The organism is Anabaena azotica FACHB-119, from assembly GCF_014697625.1.
Taxonomy (GTDB): Bacteria; Cyanobacteriota; Cyanobacteriia; order Cyanobacteriales; family Nostocaceae; genus Trichormus; species Trichormus azoticus_A.
Map to the genome: position 1 here is coordinate 38,520 of NZ_JACJSG010000007.1, position 19,125 is coordinate 57,644.

General features: G+C 41.2%; 13 protein-coding genes. 7 read left to right on the forward strand and 6 right to left on the reverse strand.

The window, feature by feature from the left end; translation table 11 throughout:
* The first annotated feature begins 907 nt into the window (after positions 1-907).
* The 3 genes from H6G83_RS06460 (at position 908) to cax (ending at position 6,896) form a co-directional block, all read left to right on the forward strand.
* Complete coding sequence (locus H6G83_RS06460; protein WP_190468719.1) at positions 908-1,135, forward strand: Nif11 family protein; 228 nt, start codon at positions 908-910, stop codon at positions 1,133-1,135.
* Positions 1,136-2,545: 1,410 nt separating this feature from the next.
* Positions 2,546-5,032: a heavy metal translocating P-type ATPase gene (locus tag H6G83_RS06465; RefSeq protein ID WP_242044449.1), complete on the forward strand. Its 2,487-nt coding sequence runs from the start codon at positions 2,546-2,548 to the stop codon at positions 5,030-5,032.
* Between the two features lie 703 nt (positions 5,033-5,735).
* Positions 5,736-6,896 (forward strand): calcium/proton exchanger, encoded by a 1,161-nt coding sequence (gene cax / locus H6G83_RS06470; protein ID WP_242044457.1) that lies wholly within the window; start codon positions 5,736-5,738, stop codon positions 6,894-6,896.
* A 411-nt stretch (positions 6,897-7,307) separates the two neighbouring features.
* Here the strand turns inward: cax and H6G83_RS06475 are convergent, their stop codons facing one another.
* From H6G83_RS06475 to H6G83_RS06490, 4 genes are all read right to left on the reverse strand, one after another.
* Complete coding sequence (locus H6G83_RS06475) at positions 7,308-7,520, reverse strand: hypothetical protein (RefSeq protein WP_190468722.1); 213 nt, start codon at positions 7,518-7,520, stop codon at positions 7,308-7,310.
* A gap of 62 nt (positions 7,521-7,582) precedes the next feature.
* The gene (locus tag H6G83_RS06480; RefSeq protein WP_190468725.1) at positions 7,583-8,686 is read right to left on the reverse strand and encodes a Get3/ArsA fold putative tail anchor-mediating ATPase NosAFP; all 1,104 of its coding nucleotides are present in this window, start codon (positions 8,684-8,686) and stop codon (positions 7,583-7,585) included.
* A gap of 255 nt (positions 8,687-8,941) precedes the next feature.
* Positions 8,942-9,088, reverse strand: coding sequence for a DUF454 family protein (locus H6G83_RS36350; RefSeq protein ID WP_190468728.1), 147 nt, complete (start codon positions 9,086-9,088; stop codon positions 8,942-8,944).
* Positions 9,089-9,354: 266 nt separating this feature from the next.
* Positions 9,355-10,506 (reverse strand): ATP-binding protein, encoded by a 1,152-nt coding sequence (locus tag H6G83_RS06490; protein WP_190468731.1) that lies wholly within the window; start codon positions 10,504-10,506, stop codon positions 9,355-9,357.
* 724 nt (positions 10,507-11,230) lie between these two features.
* Here H6G83_RS06490 and H6G83_RS06495 point away from each other — a divergent pair.
* From H6G83_RS06495 to H6G83_RS06510, 4 genes are all read left to right on the forward strand, one after another.
* Positions 11,231-14,083 (forward strand): cation-translocating P-type ATPase, encoded by a 2,853-nt coding sequence (locus tag H6G83_RS06495; protein WP_190468735.1) that lies wholly within the window; start codon positions 11,231-11,233, stop codon positions 14,081-14,083.
* 282 nt (positions 14,084-14,365) lie between these two features.
* The gene (locus H6G83_RS06500) at positions 14,366-14,857 is read left to right on the forward strand and encodes a GNAT family N-acetyltransferase (protein ID WP_190468737.1); all 492 of its coding nucleotides are present in this window, start codon (positions 14,366-14,368) and stop codon (positions 14,855-14,857) included.
* A gap of 35 nt (positions 14,858-14,892) precedes the next feature.
* Positions 14,893-15,582 (forward strand): Uma2 family endonuclease, encoded by a 690-nt coding sequence (locus H6G83_RS06505; protein ID WP_190468740.1) that lies wholly within the window; start codon positions 14,893-14,895, stop codon positions 15,580-15,582.
* Between the two features lie 254 nt (positions 15,583-15,836).
* Positions 15,837-16,025, forward strand: a complete 189-nt coding sequence (locus tag H6G83_RS06510) for a hypothetical protein (RefSeq protein ID WP_190468744.1) — start codon at positions 15,837-15,839, stop codon at positions 16,023-16,025.
* 109 nt (positions 16,026-16,134) lie between these two features.
* On the opposite strand, the gene H6G83_RS06515 is transcribed toward H6G83_RS06510, so the two are convergent.
* Both H6G83_RS06515 and H6G83_RS06520 read right to left on the reverse strand, forming a co-directional pair.
* Positions 16,135-17,712, reverse strand: a complete 1,578-nt coding sequence (locus H6G83_RS06515; RefSeq protein ID WP_190468747.1) for a tetratricopeptide repeat protein — start codon at positions 17,710-17,712, stop codon at positions 16,135-16,137.
* Complete coding sequence (locus tag H6G83_RS06520; RefSeq protein ID WP_190468751.1) at positions 17,669-19,015, reverse strand: P-loop NTPase fold protein; 1,347 nt, start codon at positions 19,013-19,015, stop codon at positions 17,669-17,671. Before H6G83_RS06520 ends, H6G83_RS06515 begins: the two co-directional genes overlap by 44 nt.
* Between the last annotated feature and the right edge of the window lie 110 nt (positions 19,016-19,125).

Here is a 19,125-nt window from a genome sequence, read left to right on the forward strand (position 1 = left end):
TATGGTATAACAAGATTGAGAGTAAAAATGTAAAAGCCAAAATTTCCAAAACCAGTCGCAAAAGTAGCTAAGGAGCAAACTTTTTTAGTAATTTTTTAATTTTTGCCCAATAACTACCCATCAAGGTTGTATCTTGTCATAAACAATATTGACACTGCATAAGTATCTATATTATGTAACTCGATGTTGACTTAATATAAACTCTACCTACAAGATCGATTGATTTTTATCAGTAGTCAGTGGCAAAAGATAGTTAAAGACAGCCTACTAGTTTGTCTAAACTAAAATATAGATAGGGAAAAAATCGAACGCAGATGAACGCAGATGAACGCAGATGAGTAAGATGTTAGATTTTTGGCTAATGCACAAGATTATTCCGGTCACGCTACTACAATAAGATGTAGTGTAAAATTATTGCATTACCTAAAAGATGAACCATTTTAATATTTTTCTAAGTTGGGACTCTTACTTCCTGTATTTACATAGCAAGTTGTCAGGCTTACTCCACAATAATTATTCTTTGATTTCTATCAATTCGCAATTTGCAATAGCCTACAGCTAGGCTAGCCATCACACAACCTACTTAACTTATATCTTGCACCCAGCCTCTTATTGACAAAATAATGGGCTGAAAATCTAATTATTTCGTAGGGTGGGTAGTGCAGGGAGCCAAGTATTTATTGAGAATGTGCAAGATTTGAGCCTCCCACGGGCGCGGTTAACGCTCCCGCAAAATATGAAAGAAACACAACTATTCCCTATTTTCTGTCACCTGTCACCTGTCACCTATCACCTGTGTTTCTTGAGAGTTAAGGTTTACTTTATAAACAGTCTCTAAGCTTTAGTTCAGACACATGATGATGAATCTGCATTTTCTATTTTTTAATAAAGAAAAGAGAGGATAAACGTGTTGCCACAGCAAGTCCAACAATTCCATCAACTCAAGAAATTTCATCAGCTAGTTCTTCAAGATTCTTCTTTAAAAGAACGTTTAAGAGTAGCAACAGACGAAGCTAGCCTCGTCAGCATAGCAGTACAGTTGGGAAACGAACTGGGTTACAACTTTACATATCAAGAAGTAAAAAGTTATATCGACAAAAATATATTTATTTTGATGAGACAATTTTTATTTTAAAAGCGTATCGTAGACAGAGACTCGCCCAACGCTGGACAGATTAAAACACAAACTAACCAGAAAACAAACATATAGGACTTACGCAAGTGTCATAATCAAACTAACTGTAGGGTGCGTCAGCCCCGATAATTTCATATACATTTAAGGATTGATTTTCCACATCTGACGCACCCTACCCCATGTGCCAGTTGCGTAAGTCCTGACATATTCAGCAAATTTTCAGCCTGTAACCTGTCTCCTGTTCCCTGTTCCCTCCTATCACGAGAGAGATTTTTCATGCTTGCCATTGAAAATACGCAATCACAATGATTCTACTCCTATACTCTGCAATTAGAGCATCAACAAATAATATCTCTGCGAAAAGAATATTATCTTGGGGAGCGGATAAACTGGCGCTCCTTCTAGCTATCTGTAATAAAGTGAAGAAAAAGTAAAAAAAATCGTTATTTTTTTCACAATTGCTATATTTGGCTCGCATTCACCTATTTTTTTCAAAATTACTAGATTTATGCTCTTTAGCAGTTTCTCATACTCCATATACGATACTTTTGCAATTGGAGCATCAACAAATAATATCTCTGCGAAAAGAATATTGTCTTGGGGAGCGGATAAACTGGCGATACTTCTATCTATCTGTGATAAAGTGAAGAAAAAGTGAAAAAAATCGTTATTTGTTGCACAATTGCTATATTTAGCTTGTATTCACCTATTTTTCTCAAAATTACTAGATTTATGCTCTTTAGCAGTTTCTCATGCTCCACATACAATACTTTGAGCAGTAAAAATTTGCTATTCAAAAAACTGTATTAATTGATAGTTTATTACACTGAAGCTAAATTTTCTTTGACAAATTATGTTTTGTTTAAAAAAAGTTAATAAAACTTACTATCTTTTCTTTGATTTTTTCTGTAATATCATTATTAATTAGAGATATAAGAGATAGCCTCAAACTATAGACGCAAATCCAACTTCTACGCACAAACCATTTTTGTAGAAGGTATATTTCATTTGTGCTTGTTTCTGAGGCGAATATTTACCTCGTCCTAAAGAATGTGGAAGAGATATCTCAGTTCTGTTGATTTTTGAGGCGAATATTTACCTCGTCCCAAAGAATAAATGTGCCAAAACTTTTATCTTGCTGAGGTTTTGGTATTTCGATAAGTTTCTAGCTATAAAAGTCATCAAATGCTTTTATAGTAGAATGAGAACTTTAAGCCAACTACAAAAGGTTAATAGCTCAAGCTTGACGAGACATTTATACCAAACTTTAATGTATGCGTGATAATTCGAGAGGCGATTTCAAAGCTTCCCGGATACAATGTTACAGGCTATCAAGACTTACAAAAATGGACAGCAAGTATCGTCGGAAAACTTGTACCTTAAACAACAACCCAACTTAGGAGTGCCTTTATGACGGTTACAGCAGTGGCGGAGAATTTGGTTAGATCAGTAGAGGCTCACTCCGGTCATGCAGAAAATATCCATTACCAGGTTGTGCATTGGATACCAGGGCGTTTTCGGATTCGGATTCCTCGGCTACATGAAGATGAAGAGTACTGCAATCAACTTAAATACACTCTGGAGAAAATTGAATTTGTCACAGAAGTTGAAGTCAACGCTATAGCTAGTTGCTTAATAGTCAACTACAGGCATCAATCAAGTGCAAGCACCATTGCCATAGTTCAAGAAAAGCTATTCACTGCTATTCAACGAGCATCTGAAAATAGCATTCCTGCGGGATGGACAGGAGAAAAAGAAGAAAAAAAAGCTGATAATGAGATTGATTTAGTAGAACGGTTAGGACTTCCGGTTGCTGGTTTGGTGTTGAGTGTAGGCGCAATGATTGGCTTACCAATTCCCGGCTTTGTGATTGCGGGTGTTGTATTTATGGGTGCTATCCCAGTCTTCAAACGAGCATGGGAAGCAATTCAACAGGAGCAACAACTAACCATCGACTTCTTAGATGGTTTAGCAATCTCTTTACATACCCTACAAGGACATTACTTTGCACCTTCTTTTATGTTGGGTTTAGTCGAAGGTGGTGAAGCTGTTCGGGATATGACGGCGCGTGGTAGTGAACGAGCAAGTCTTGATTTGATGTCTTGTCTGGGCAAAACCACCATCGTCATTCGTGATGGTCAGGAAATAGAAATTGAAACCCAAGATGTAGTACCAGGTGATCATGTCCTGGTATACCCAGGTGATCAGGTTCCAGTTGACGGCATCATCTTGACAGGTACAGGCATTCTTGACCAGTGCAAACTGACTGGGGAATCAGTTCCTGTAACTCGCAGAGAAGGCGAGGAAGTGTTTGCTTCAACCTTACTAGTAGACGGTTGTTTGACAATATTGGCAGAGCGTACTGGTAATAATACCCGTGCTGGTGTCATCGTCAACTTGATGCAGGCAGCTCCAGTGCATGATACCCGTGTGGAAAACTATGCGGCAACAGTAGCAAATCAGTTTGTACTACCTACTTTGTTGATTGCTGGTGGTGTGGGACTGGCTTCAGGCAATATGAACCGAGCAGTTGCTCTGTTGACTCTAGACTTTGGTACAGGTATTCGGGTTTCTGTTCCGACCACAATTCTCTCTGTACTCACATATGCTGCTCGTAATGGTGTCCTCATCCGCAGTGGTCGGGCAATTGAAATCTTAGCAAGCATTGATACTGTCGTCTTTGACAAGACAGGAACATTGACCATCGGACACGCTGGGGTCAATGATATCGATGTCATGGATGACCGCTTCTCCAAGGATGATGTATTGTGCCTAGCAGCTACGGCTGAACAAGGGCTAACTCACCCAATTGCCGAAGCCATTGTTCACAATGCTAAAGACAGGGGACTGACTCTCAAAGAATGTGAAGACTGGGAGTACAAGGTTGGTTTGGGTGCAGCCGCCAAAATCGATGGCATACAAATTATTGTCGGTAGTCCAAGATTCATGACGCAGGAAAACGTCGATCTGGAAGAATACGATCGCCGCTATCCCGATGCTAAGTCTGGTGGACAATCTCTAGTTTACGTCGCAGGTGATGGCAGACTCATAGGTGTGATTCGCTACAGTGACCCACCACGCGAAGAAAGTAAGGCAGTAATCAAAGAACTCAAAGAGATGGGTATCAATGCTTATATGTTGAGTGGTGATGTCACAAGAGTTGCTAAAGCGATCGCAGGTAACTTGGGCATGAATCCCGACAACATCTATGCAGAAGCCTTCCCAGAGCGCAAAGTAGAAGTAGTCAGGAATCTCCATGACAGTGGTAAAACCGTTGCCTTCTGTGGAGATGGGATCAATGACTCAGCCGCCTTAGCCTACGCTGATGTTTCTATCTCTTTCGCGGGTGCAACAGACATTGCTAGAGAAACGGCTGATGTGGTACTCATGGAAGACGACCTGCGCGGCTTAATCATGGCGATTAAATGTGCGCGTCAAGCAATGGATATTATCTGGCAGAATACAGCGATCGTGGCAGTTCCTAACCTCGGCGCTCTACTCTTCGGTATCTTCTTGGCCCTCGACCCACTTTTAGCAGTCGTCATCAACAATGGTACTGCGATCCTGGCAGAACTCAACGGTCTACGTCCGCTAATCGGCCCCGGTGATGTAACTCCATTAGGACATACACTCAGTGCGGCGGAAATAGCTGAACAAGAAAATCGACTACATCATCAGCATCAAACTGCATCTCACCCAACCACAACAGTAGCTCAACCAGATGTACCAACATACGATGTCAAAGTGGAAGAGGTGCTTGTTTCTTTTGAATTGCAATCCGAGGTCAAAGAGAAAGTAGCTGACACCAATGGACATAGCAACCATGAAAATGGCAATGGTCGTCAAGGAAATGAAGTCACTACTTCCCAAGTTGCCAGCGAATCAAACATAATTTAAGCTGATCAAGCTTTACCGAAAATTTGGGTCTAAAGCCCCGTCCTGAAAGGACGGCTTTTTGATCCAATTGTGACAACAGACAAAGCCTTGTCTGTTGGGCGAGATGGTATGAGACTCCCGGTAGCCTGCAACTATTGTTTGAACCACTGACCGAGTTCTTAATTGAACTAGAACAAGCAGGGGATATCCATAGGATGTCCCTTCTGCTAACTTTTGGAGCGACGTATAAATCCTCGTTACAAGAACGGCCTCCTGCCTTAGTTAACAAATCAGCTAAACATAAATTTTCTCAGCCTCTACAGAACGATTTGCCCTTTTTCTGCCATCTTTTCTCAGGCTAGTCCTGAATCCGCCTCATACTCAAAAAACTCTAGCTTCGGTATTGGTGTTTGAAGTGATAAAAGCAGTAATCAGTCATAAATTCAGCGTCAAAACTGCACGCAAGGATCAATTGCCATGATGATTGCATTTCCAGCAATTGGCAATTAAAAACTTAAATTTAGCAAGACTCTATTAGGTAGATAAATTGCGTAAAATTACGTAGGAAAATGAAAGTTAATAGTTAAAGTTATCTTAATATTACTTAAAAAGATTTTCTCTTTCCCTACACTCAAACTTGGCAAGACTTTCAACTTCTTTTCCTGACATTTTTGTCACACCCTAAGCTTTTTGTAACCAAATATAATGCTTGAGAGCAGTAATCATGTCAATTATCGAATCCAATAAGCAGACATTGCGTTCAACTAATCGCATCATGTCCCGTAAAGATGCCTTTCTTTTACGGATGCTGATTTTTGTACCTATTTGCTTAGTTTTGAGCAGAATGAATGTCAACCCGTTGATTGTGTTTATCATGGCGGGTGTGGCAATTATTCCTTTAGCAGCCTGGATTGCCAACTTTACAGAAGCGATCTCTACTCGAATTGGCCCTACTTTTGGGGGTTTGCTCAATGCGACTTTCGGCAATGCCACAGAAATGATTGTTTCTGTAGTGGCGCTGCAAGCAGGACTGATAGAAGTAGTCAAAGCTAGTTTAATGGGTTCAATTATGGCGAACCTATTGCTGGGTTTAGGTTTTGCCCTCTTTTTAGGTGGCTTGCATACCCCGGATAAGTCTTTTCAACTGAATACAGAAAATCTTGGTACTGTTGCCAGAGTTAATGCCTCTTTGCTGAACTTAGTAGTGGTTTTCTTGCTAGCACCGACAGCGATTGAGATCACTTCTATTTCTTTACACATGGAAACAACTAATGGTTTTTCCTACATCTCATCAGCACTCATGCTTATCTGTTACATCTTGATGCTGTTTTTCTCAATGAAAACTCATAGCTATCTTTACGGAGTAGAAGAGGATGCTGAACCAGAAAGCTACGGTAGTGAAGCTAGAGGATTATATAAATTAAAACTCCACATCGGTCTATTGTTGGGAACCACGATAGTTTTGTTGTTTGTTTCTGAAGTACTCGTCAGCAGTTTAGAAAAGGCGATCGCTACTACAGGAGTGTCAGAACTCTTTACCGGAGTCATTCTCATTCCTATGTTTGGCGCAGCAGTGGAAATCATTACTTGCGGTATTTGCGGTAGCAAGAATAAAGTCGAGTTAGCCTCCTCAGTGGCGATCGGTTCTAGCCTACAAATTGCTATGTTTGTAACTCCTATCCTAGTTTTTGCTGGTTTGATGATAGGTAAACCAATGAACTTGGACTTTGACAACTTTACAGTCATGGGTTTGTGCATTGCAGTTTTAATGACTAACTCTGTCAAAACCGATAGACGCGCTAATTGGCTTGAGGGTATATTACTGTTGATCACCTATGTTATGTTAGCGGCTGCTTTCTTCCTACATCCTACTTTGGTAGGCTAGTTATCGGGACTTCCAACTAAAAAAATATCCAATGGCCAGAGTGAGGTGGAGAAAAAGAATTGTATCAAAATCTTCGCTCTGGTTCATTGAATAATTAGTCACAAAAGACTGTTTTTCCTCACCTTGGCTTAGGGTTTCGGGATTTACGCTGCTTAAATCGCTGAAGCGAAAACCCCAGCAACCCTATCATGATGAGCCAACTAGCTATATTAGAAAAATCAACTGTATCCATGAGGTCATCTCACTTATTTCCAGTAAAGGTTTTATATTTAACAGGACTTACGCATCGAAGTTTTCTGTTGAGGCAGGGTGTAAGGGTGTAAGGGTTTTAAAGATTTACACCCCTATACCCCTATACCCCCACACCCTTGCCCAAACGCTTGATTTTTCGTTTTTATGCGTAAGTCCTATTTAAGTTAAAGCCAGGCTCGTTCTGACAAACCCCGTTAGTTCCGTAACTAATCCAGTTACTGTTTCTGCAATCCATTCACTAATCAAGCCAAGTGCTATTTCTGCAAAGAAGTTGGCGATCGCTTCCACAATTATCGCTCTCACCCACTCGGCTAGGACACCAATAATAAATTCAGTAATAGCTTCCGTTACTAATGTAATTAACAAAATCATACATTCACCTATGATTGCAAACCTTTATGACTGTCTTTGTTAATATCTGCCTATTGCTGCTTTTATTCAAAAGCAATTATCAAATATGGTTCTTCAAATTTGCCTGCTTTAATAGATAACTTTTGCAAATCTGGAGGTAAGGCGATATTTCGCCGTTGCTCCCCTGCTTCCACAGTAATTTCTTTGCCGTACTGAGTTAACTTTACCTGTTTTTTTGTAAATCCCGGTAAAAATACAAATAATTGGCGGGTTTCTCGATCAATCTTCAGAGGCAAAGGAGAGCGATGATTGTCGTGAAAGTCGGGTAAGGCGTTCAGCAAAGGATGCCAATCATGCTCTTTGATTGCGGGGATGGGACTAACGCTCAAAGGCGCAAAGGTTTGCTCTAAGGTGATCACATCAGTTTCCTGACATTGATAAGCTAGGACACCATTAATTTTGAGGCTGATCTGTTGAGCGCTTCCCCAAAGCCATTTTGTTTCGGCGATCGCTCCCGGTTCACTACTTGTCACCAAGTAGGTTGTTAGCTTATTCGTGTCTCCCACTACAGCCATACCTTCAGCAATCCAACTGCGAATTTTCTCTAAACTTTGTTGTAATTTTTCTGTGTCTACATTTGCCGAAATGAACGCGGAAGCTATTGGCCCACCGATAGAATCTGCAATTTTCTGGATGTTAAAGCCCTCCAATGCTTTGCCAAATCTTTGAAAATACCAGTTCAACATCCCTGGTATACCTAACATCCTTAATGTCTCTAAATCGCCCCGACCATCATAGATAATTATGTCATACTCACCACTTTGATAATATTGGCGCATCGCATTAAAACTCAGGAGACTGTCAAATCCAGGGAGTAAAATTAACTCTCCTGAATAAATTTCTTCCTTTTCTGGTAAGGGAATATACAAGGATAAGATTTTTTTTGCTTCTTCCCAGCTTTGGTCAAGCATCGTTGTCGCTTGCAACTGTACCGCTTGAAGATTGGTAGCCACCACCTGGGGAATATGCGTTAGCGGGGTTTGCAATAAACTCTCAGCATTGAAATTAGGGTTATGAGTGACATACAGCACTTGTTTTCCCTGTTGAGAAAACAATTTGGCAGTGGCGATCGCTGATGTTGTCTGCCCTATCCCTGCCTTACCAATAAATGTAATGATTCTGCTCATGAAAATTTTAACCTTCTACTTTAGAATTACTGCAACCTATGCAAACTGTGATATGAAACTCCTGCCAGTATCAGGTATAGTTCACTATATCAAACTGTCAATATTTCAGTAATTCTAGGTGAGCAATAGTCCTTATATTTGATATTTGCACAAATCTTTGTATCTGTAGGGTGAGCAATGCCCACATACTTGTATTTCGCGTTAATTACAGAAATTGGTCAATTTCTCTAAGTAATTGACCAATCAATCGGCTACTTAGGATTCTAAGGTACTAAAGCAAAGCGCAGCTAGCAGCAGAAATGGAGTTCCAGGCAACAGAGGTAGAATTATCCCGATAACTCCAACGATAGCGGATATAGTGCCAACAACAATCCTTGCGGCGTTCCTTATCTGCTTAAACATGATTAATTTGTCCAAATACTTACTATGTTTTTCTTATTGAAATTTACCAGAAAATGCTCCCTTGGCTCACAAAGTTAATAGTACGTTACTATACTCATGAGTGATTGCAACCATAAGTAACATTTAATCTCTTTACATATTTTTAATCAAAAATTCTATACATTTTTATATAAAATTAGTGGTATGGTGATGATATGACAGCAAGTAAATATAACAGGAGTTACGCAACTGGCACATGGGGTAGGGTGCGTCAGATGTGGAAATATTTAACTGAGACGATGCTTGAGCCAGAATGCTAAAAGCGGCATGGCGATGCGATAGCCATATTTAGAACCGTAAACAAGTCCTTTCTGTTCCAATCCTGCTAGCGCCCCTTGTAGACCTCCGCCTCTAGAAAGTTGGTGTTTTTCAATATAATCGCGTGAGTGAGGACTATCAGTAGGGTCAAGAGCTAGACTTTCTAAAACACGAGCCTGAATGGGTGGAAGCAGTAACAGCAAGGATTCATAGGTGAGAGATAAATCTTCTACTAAACTTAAAGCGCTACGATGGACGTGGTGAGTTTGAATCAATTCGTCTGCAAAGGGATAAGCGATCGCAGATGAAGAATGATCTGGAGATTTAGTAGCTTCGGTATTCATCTTGGCAAAAGCTCGACAGTCTAGCCAAATGCGCCGAGCTAGTGCGATCGCATCCCCAAGATGACCTTGCACATAGTTAAGAAACATATTCAGTGCTTGACTATCTGGTTCAAACTTGAGTCCTTCTGCGGCCATCGTATTGATGATCCAAGATTGCAGGTCTTGGCGCTCCAAAGGCGCTAAGGTAACGATATGTAAATTACTTTGATAAACCCAAGGTTCTGGAACCGTAGCAATGAGGACATAATTAACCAGGTTTTGCCGCTCAACTTCTTGGCGTAAGTATTCTTCCCACTTACCAGTCCGATCCCAAGAACGGATATGAGGGAAATTTTGAAATACTAACACAACTCGACAATCTAACCATTCTGCCATCTTTTGCGGTAGAGTCAACAGAGATTGGAGAATCATCCAGTTATCCTGAGATGGGACGTGCCAAACTAGGCGAGTGCGTCGCGTCAAATATTGTTCTAAAGTTACCGGATGTCCAGTACTCCATTTTTGGATTAATTCTAATTCTGCTGGCTGTGAAAACACTTCCAACAGCCCCTCCGCCAACAGCTCCAGAAAGCGAGAAGATGTCGTAGCCCGCAAACAATCGATTTCCAAAACCCTAGCCCCTATTTTTTGAGCAGCCCAGCGAATAAGCGATCGCCTTCCACTCCCTGGAATACCTGCCACCATTAGGTCGCCATCCTCAGCCAGAACCCTGCTTACTTGCTGTAGTTCTGCCTGTCTGCCAATTACATATCGCGGAACAAAAGGATTGTTGACCATGTTCTTTGGGAGTAGGGGTTAGGACTGCCTGTAATTGACACTCTCCTTTTATAAGAAGCTGCATCTAATAAATTCTGTAGAGACGTTGCCTGCAACGTCTCTACAACAAACCATAAATTGCATCTTCATAAAGAAAACGGTATTACGTTTAAGCAGCAAGATACTACACATATATTAATTATAATTTTAAATTATATAAATACTATTTTATAGTATCTGATTTTCTTAAGGAAAAGGAAACAGGGCGACTAAAATATCTCATCCTTGTCAAAGCAGGGGGACAGGGAGCAGGGAAAGTAACAGTCTTCAGGACTTACGCACCAAGGTTATCTGTTGAGACAGGGTGTAGGGGTGTAAGGGTGTAAGGGTTTTAAAGATTTACACCCCTATACCCCTATACCCCTACACCCTTGCCCAAACCCTTGATTTTTCGTTTTTATGCGTAAGTACTAGGTCTTGTTGAATCTAAAAATTGGCATAATTTATTTTGAATTAATTCATTTTTTGCAGTTCCCCAACTCTACCTTTGCGATTTCACCTTTCCTGCTATTATTCCTCTATCTTGCGATAGAACTTGCCATAATGATATGAAAATAGTTGAGTTTTACTAATGCACCCATTAATTAATCTAATAGTAAATACTATTTAATAGTGCTATATAGTATTATGATTACTAATAAATATTGTCAAATAGACTTAGTAGCATTACTAGGAATGTAGACCCATGTCTTCTAGTACCGTGTCAGACTCAGCTTTTGCCAAGCCTGAAGCCTCGGCTTGGCATACCATTGACGTTGATCAAGCTCTGCAAAAGCTAGACAGCGATCGCAGCTCTGGTTTAAGAAGCGCTCAAGTTGCCGAAAAACATCAGCATTACGGTGCTAATGAATTGATAGAGACGGGGGGACGTTCACCCCTAGAAATCTTCTGGGATCAGTTCAAAAACATCATGTTGTTGATGCTGATTGCCGTTGCCGTCATCTCTGCAATTTTGGATGTGCGCGAATCTTTCACTGCGGGGAAATTTGTATTTCCCAAGGATGCCGTCGCTATTTTTGTCGTGGTAATTCTGAACGGTGTACTAGGGTACATTCAGGAAAGTGGAGCAGAGAAAGCCTTAGCAGCACTAAAAAATCTCGCTTCCTCGAAAGTGCGAGTCATCCGGGACAACAAGCCAGTAGAAATAGAGTCAAAAGAACTGGTTCCGGGAGACATCATGCTACTAGAAGCAGGGGTCAAAGTAGCAGCAGATGGACGTTTGATAGAAGCGGCGAATCTGCAATTGCGGGAAGCAGCCTTGACAGGGGAAGCACATGCAGTCAACAAACAAGCAGAAGTGCTGCTACCCAAAGATGCAGCTTTAGGCGATCGCATCAACCTTGTCTACTCAGGAACGGAAGTCGTGCAAGGAAGGGCAACCGTCCTAGTCACAGAAACGGGAATGCAAACCGAACTAGGTAAAATTGCCACCGCACTGCAATCAGTGGAATCTGAGCCGACACCTCTGCAAAAGCGGATGAGCCAACTAGGAAACACCTTAGTCACAGGCTCCTTAATATTGGTGGCAATAGTCATAGTTGGTGGGACTATTTTCCATCCCAACTTATTTGAGGAATTTGTCAAAGTTTCCCTGAGTATGGCAGTTGCCGTCGTTCCCGAAGGCTTACCCGCAGTCATTACCGTTACCTTGGCCTTGGGAACCCAGCGCATGGTGAAGCGCAACGCCCTCATTCGCAAACTTCCCGCCGTAGAAACTCTCGGTTCGGTGACTACCATTTGCTCAGACAAAACTGGGACACTCACCCAGAACAAAATGGTAGTTCAAGCACTGCATACACCTAGCAGTTCTCTCAGCGTTAGCGGAGAAGGTTACAGTCCTGAAGGGCAATTTTCTGAAATGGGTACATCCAGCATAGTTGCACCAGAACAACAGCCAGAACTGCAAGGACTCATGCTGGCTTGTGTGCTATGTAATGATGCCATTTTGCAAAAAGAAAGTGGTGAGTGGGCAATTCTGGGAGACCCCACAGAAGGGGCATTACTTTCAGTTGCGGGTAAAGCCGGCTTACGCAAACATGAGCAAGAAGAGCGATTTCCCCGCGTTGCCGAGTTCCCCTTCTCCTCAGAACGTAAGCGGATGAGTGTGATGGTAGATAGTGGCGGTGAGCAACTATCACCAGTATTCGATCATCTACAACTTGCACCCTATGTGATGTTTACCAAGGGTTCGCCAGAGTTAACCCTAGAACGTTGTACTCATATTCAGATAGGGAATAGTTGGCAAGCGATCGCAGAAGAACAGCGCCGCACAATTCTCCAGCAAAATAATCAACTAGCGAGTCGTGGTCTGCGAGTTTTAGGATTTGCTTGTAAGCTGTTAACAGAATTACCCCCCGAAGCTTCCGAAGATACCTCGGAAAATGGGCTGACATGGCTGGGATTGGTGGGAATGCTAGATGCACCCCGTCCAGAAGTCAGAGAAGCCGTAGCCAAATGCCGAGCTGCAGGTATTCGCCCGGTGATGATTACTGGAGACCATCAATTAACAGCCCAAGCCATCGCCGAAGATTTAGGTATTGCCAAAGCTGGCGATTCATGCCTCACCGGCAAAGAACTAGAAAAACTCAGCATGGAACAGTTGGAGCGAGAAGTTGATCATGTCAGCGTCTACGCCCGTGTCTCACCAGAACATAAACTACGCATCGTCCAAGCACTGCAACATCGCAACAACGTCGTCGCCATGACGGGAGACGGGGTAAACGATGCACCAGCATTAAAGCAAGCCGATATCGGCGTGGCGATGGGCATCACAGGTACAGATGTCAGTAAAGAAGCTAGCGACATGGTGCTGTTAGACGACAACTTCGCCACCATCGTTTCAGCTGTAGAAGAAGGTCGAGTAGTTTACATTAACATTCGCCGCTTCATCCGTTACATTCTCGGCAGTAACATTGGTGAAGTATTAACCATTGCAGCTGCGCCCCTACTAGGATTAGGTGGTGTACCCATGTCACCCTTACAAATCCTCTGGATGAACCTAGTTACGGATGGTGTCCCGGCTTTAGCTTTAGCAGTGGAACCAGGTAGACCAATTGTCATGCAGCAGCCACCCAAAGACCCCAAAGAAAACATCTTTGCCAGAGGTTTGGGAGCTTACATGGTGCGTATCGGTTGTGTTTTAGCCATAGTAACTATCGCCCTGATGTCTTGGGCATACAACTTTACTCAGGACTACACCGCAGGCGGCACACTTGACCCCGACCGTTGGAAGACAATGGTATTCACTACCCTGTGTCTAGCGCAAATGGGACACGCCCTCGCTATTCGTTCCAACACGCGGTTATTCATTCAAATCAATCCCTTCTCCAACCCCTATATTTTGGCTTCCGTGGTTTTAACTAGCATCTTGCAACTGTTGCTAATTTATATTGAACCACTGCGGAATTTCTTCGGTACTCACTACCTCACCTTCCAAGAACTGATGATTTGCATTGGCTTCAGTGCCATTATCTTTGTTTGGATTGAGGTTGAAAAGTTATTTATCCGTTGGTTCTTCCGTCGCCAAGAAGCTAAATAGGTTTGATTGCAACCTCAGTTCGCAGTCAACTTCAAAAGAATATAAAATTTGGGGTGTGTTATGCCGTAGGCTAACGCACCCTATTGGCTTGGCTAGGCTAAAATGTGGCAATAGATTTGGAAAAATTGAACGCAGATGAACGCAGATGAACGCAGATGATTAGGATGAGTGATTTTTCGCTAATGCACGAGTATATATAGTTTTGGTGGGCAGTGCATCGGTCTACGAAATCTATAGTTATTGTCCCTCATCTTCCCCAATCCCCAGTCCCCAGTCCCCATAATGAATCATGAAATATTTCTGCGCCCTGCTGTAGAAACAGATGCTTGGATGTTGAGTGCTATTCATATTGCCGCTATCAAAGCTTTGCCCACAAGCTTTTATACTCACGAAGAACTGTTAGCTTGGAGGAATTATCTTGATAAACCAGATGGCGCTAGCATTTTGAAGCATCTGCAATTAAAGACTTTATGGGTAGCGGCTAAGGGTGATCATGTCTTAGGTTTTACTAGTTTTATTGTTGATGAATTAATCGCTTTATACGTGCATCCTCGTTACCAAGGTAGAGGAATTGGTAGAGCTTTGGTAGAGCATTTTTGTCATCAAGCAATGCAACAAGGTGTAGATAAAGTTATCACAAATGCTAGTCTTTACGCTGAAGGTTTTTATTTGCGGCTGGGATTTATTGCTATACAAAAAGCGCCTCATCAATTGGGAAAAGGTGTAATTGTTCCAGTTACTAAGATGAGTAAAGATTTAACTGTGGATCGCTAAAATTATTAATATGAGTAATTAACTATTACACAATTATGATATCTGCTAACACAACTTCGGAAATCTTGACAACTCCGCCTTTAGAAAATGGCGACAAGCTTACCCGTGCTGAATTTGAGCGCCGCTACCACGCCATGCCAAATTTGAAAAAAGCCGAATTAATTGAAGGAGTTGTTTACTTGCCATCCCCTGTCAGAGCAAAAAAACACGGTAAACCCCATGCCAGCATTATTACTTGGTTAGGCACTTACGAAGCTGCTACACCAGGAGTAGAAACTTTAGATAACCCAACTGTGCGCCTTGATGCTGATAACGAACCCCAACCGGATGCTGTACTCAGGATAGAACAAGGTGGACAGTCACGCATTACTGAAGATGATTATATCACAGGTGCGCCAGAATTAATAGTAGAAATTGCGGCTTCTAGTGCTGCCTATGATTTGCATGAAAAACTTAAAGTTTATCGTCGTAATCAAGTTCAAGAATATTTAGTATGGCGAGTTTATGACCGTCAATTTGACTGGTTTAGGTTAAATGAAGGCGAGTATATTCAACTGGAAGCAAATGCAGATAATATATTTTGCTCTCAAGTGTTTCCGGGTTTGTGGTTAGATAAAGCTGCATTATTATCTGGAAATTTAGCTCATGTATTAACTATTTTACAGCAGGGTTTATCTACAGCAGAACATCAAATTTTTGTTGATAAATTATCTAGTGAAGCTTAAATGGTAGTGGTGTGTCAAGGCTAAAATGTGGCATTAGGTTGGGAAAAATCGAACGCAGATGCACGCAGATGCACGCAGATAAATTTGTCGCTATGACTTCTTTAAGATATGCGATCGCACTTTACAATCAAGCAGGAGCGATCGCATCTCCACAAACCCAAACCTGATTCCTACTGTAAGCTTGACAAAGTATGCGTTTCCCCAACTGGTGAGTTGAGCCTACAATATAAAAAAGCAAGTTATCTGTCATCTCTATGGAAAAGCTCAATATTAAGGAAGAAGCTCGAAAGCTAATTGATAAATTACCTGCTAACTCAACATGGGATGATCTCATGTATGAGATTTATGTTAGGCAAGTTGTCGAAGCTGGACTTGCTGAGAGTGAAGCTGGTAAAGTAATTTCCGTAGAGGAACTTAGGGCAAAATTTGGGCTACCAGAGTGAAAGTTTTTTAGACAGCAACAAACAAATTGCTACGTTAACGCCCTCCACAACTCAAACACGTAGAAGATGCAACGCGGCTTGGCGTTAGACATTGCACATTGTGCATATCCTACTTCGGTAAACTCTCTAAAATCTCCCGTGCTACCATAGCCATATATTCATCCTGATACTCAACATATATCTTTAACGCTGTCTGCAAATTAGTCCTAGCCTCTGCATAATTTTCCTCTGCTTGTGCAAGCATTCCCAATAGTCCGTAAGTGCTAGCACAAAAGTAGCGATCGCCAAATTCGATTTTGATTTCCAGGGCTTGTTGATAATAATCCCTCGCTTGGTCGTATTGGCGCAACTGTTGGTCAACCATTCCCAACTGATGGTAGGTGCTAGCACACCCATAGCGATCGCCAAATTCGATCCATATTTCCAGGGCTTGTTGATAATAATCCCTTGCCTGGTCGTATTCCCGCAAATGTTGGGCAACGATTCCCAACTGGTGGTAAGTGCTGGCATAGTTATAGCGATCGCCAAATTCGATAAAGATTTCCAGGGCTTGTTGATAGTAATCCCTTGCTTGGTCGTATTGGCTTAAATCTTGGGCAACCATTCCCAACTGGTGGTAAATCCTAGCACACCCATAGCGATCGCCAAGTTCGATATCTATTTCCAGGGCTTGTTGATAATAATCCCTTGCTTGGTGGAACTGTCGCATCTCCACAGATACATTACCTAAATATAACAAAGAATTGGCGACAGCATGAAGATTTTTCTGCTTTTTAGCAATATCTAAAGCTTGTTGATGATAGCTGTTTGCACTTTCAAACTGTCGTTGCTGCTGATAGCTGTTACCCAACTGATTGATAACTTCGATTTGTAGGGAATAATCAGACAGTTTCTTAGTAATTCTCCAAGCTTTTTCTAAATATTCTCTGGCTTGAATTGGTTTGTGCTGACTTAAATATGCTTTACCCAATTCATTTAAAATATTACAGCAATTGCGGAGATTTTCTTGACTCGGTGTTTCTCCAGTTGGATTATATTCCATCAACAAGCGATGTAATAAATCAATACGTTCTTGTTGTTCTGGTGTGGGTAAACGTTCTATATTTGTGTCTGCATTCAGAGTATTAGCAATTGCCCTATCTCTAGTCGATTCTGTAGTTTTAAAGCGAAATAAACCTGACTTCCAAGCCCAAAAGTCAGGAGCAAATTTTGCTAACCGCGAAATCGCATAATCTGGTAAGATAAATAAAAGCGGATGGGGTACGCTTTGACGATAGGAATCGCGGACGAAGTTTAAATCCTGTAAAACTGGGGGATAATCTCCAAAAACACCAATCGATTTTTCTAAATTGCGAATTAATACAACAAGTTTTTTATTTGTTTCTTTGTTAATTTTGGCTAATTGCTGCACCAATTCATCCCGCAGAAATCGCAAATTCGCATCAGGAAACTCTAAAACCACAAATTGGATTTCTTGACATTGAGGATGCTGTTGCAATCCAGTAATTAATAAGTCTATATCAGGCGGAAAGTTAATTTCAATAAAACCTAAAGTAAATTTTTCGGCAAAATCGATAAATGTCACCAACTCAGCAAATTCATCTTGATTATAGGCAATAAATTTACCTATTTCGGCTTGAATTTCACGGTTGTTGTGCTGATTGGAGAGCTTGTTGGAAGAACTCATTTCGCTTCACCACCGGGTTTGGATAATTCCATCGTTTATCGCCGTTATATTCCAAAACGGAAGTATTAAATAACATTAATTGTCCAATTTCATCTTTACTGACGTTTTTAGTTAAACAAACCTGAGCCAAATGAGGGTAATGTTCTTCAGGAATAAACCGCTCAAAACTAAATTGTTGCTGTTTAACTGCATATTCTACATCTTCGGAGATAATTTTTTCATGTTTTCTGGTTCTCGCTGTTTGACAAGCCGATCGCATCATTTGCATTAACTGACGCACATGACCACCACTGGCTTTTGCTAGTTCTAATAATTGATGACGGCTGTCAAAAATGGCATCAATATCTACCCGTTTTTCAATGACACTCGCCATTGCATCTAACCCCTTCTGATTATAATCTAAATCACATTTATGCCGGGCAAATTCATAGATATTAATCATCGGCACAATATGAGGATTACCATCAAATTGATTCAAGGGATTTTTCGGGGAACAAAGAATTGAGATTGGTACTGTATAAATAATTGTACAATTTAATTCCTGCATCTGCGCCGCATAATCGAAAAATAAATGTTCGGCGACGAGAGGAGGAACTCGATCCAAGTTATCGAAGATAATTAATAAACCTTTGCAATCAGGAAATTTCTGTCGCAATTTTGTGTAAGCGTCGCTTAATAACAGGTTAGTATCAGATTTGAGGCGAGATAAATCTTTTTCTAGAGTTTGCCGAATAGTTGTCTTTTGCTTGTCCGAGCCTTTAATTTGTGCCAGTAATTTAACCATTAGTTTAGCGAGAAATGGCGCTGTAGGGCTGAGAGTTGCTTCAGCTTCGACGTTGACTGATTTTTCGACACTTTGCTCGTTTTCTTGCGTAATATCTTTAAACCACAATTCAAAACTTTTTAATAGCCTTTCATCAAAAGTTAAACCTAACTTTCGTAATTCAAATTCAACTTGTTTAATGACAATCAAATATAAATCTGTATACCGAGCATCATTAATATCTGTCTCTTCATTCGCTTCTAAATAAATAACCCGATAATTATTTTCCCAAAGACTTTGGATTTTTTTTAACTCCGTACTTTTACCACAACCGCGATGTCCGGTAAATAAAATTGTTGTAAAATCACCTGCGTCTTGAAAATCCAAAATTGTACTGACATTATCAATAGCCGAAGTTTTCCGCACTTCCGACAGATCGACATAATACCGTTCCATTTCTGCTGGTTCAAGCGGCTCAACATTACAAGCCAAAAAAGCCGCTTTTAGAGTGTTTGCACGTGGAAAACTTGACTGAGACATTCTTTTGGGAAGAGAGAAATCACCAATTCCTCAATTTTAAGCGATCGCCCATCAAATTTAGCAAGTACAAGGGTGTGAGGGTGTGAGGGGTGTAAAGGTTTTGAACACAT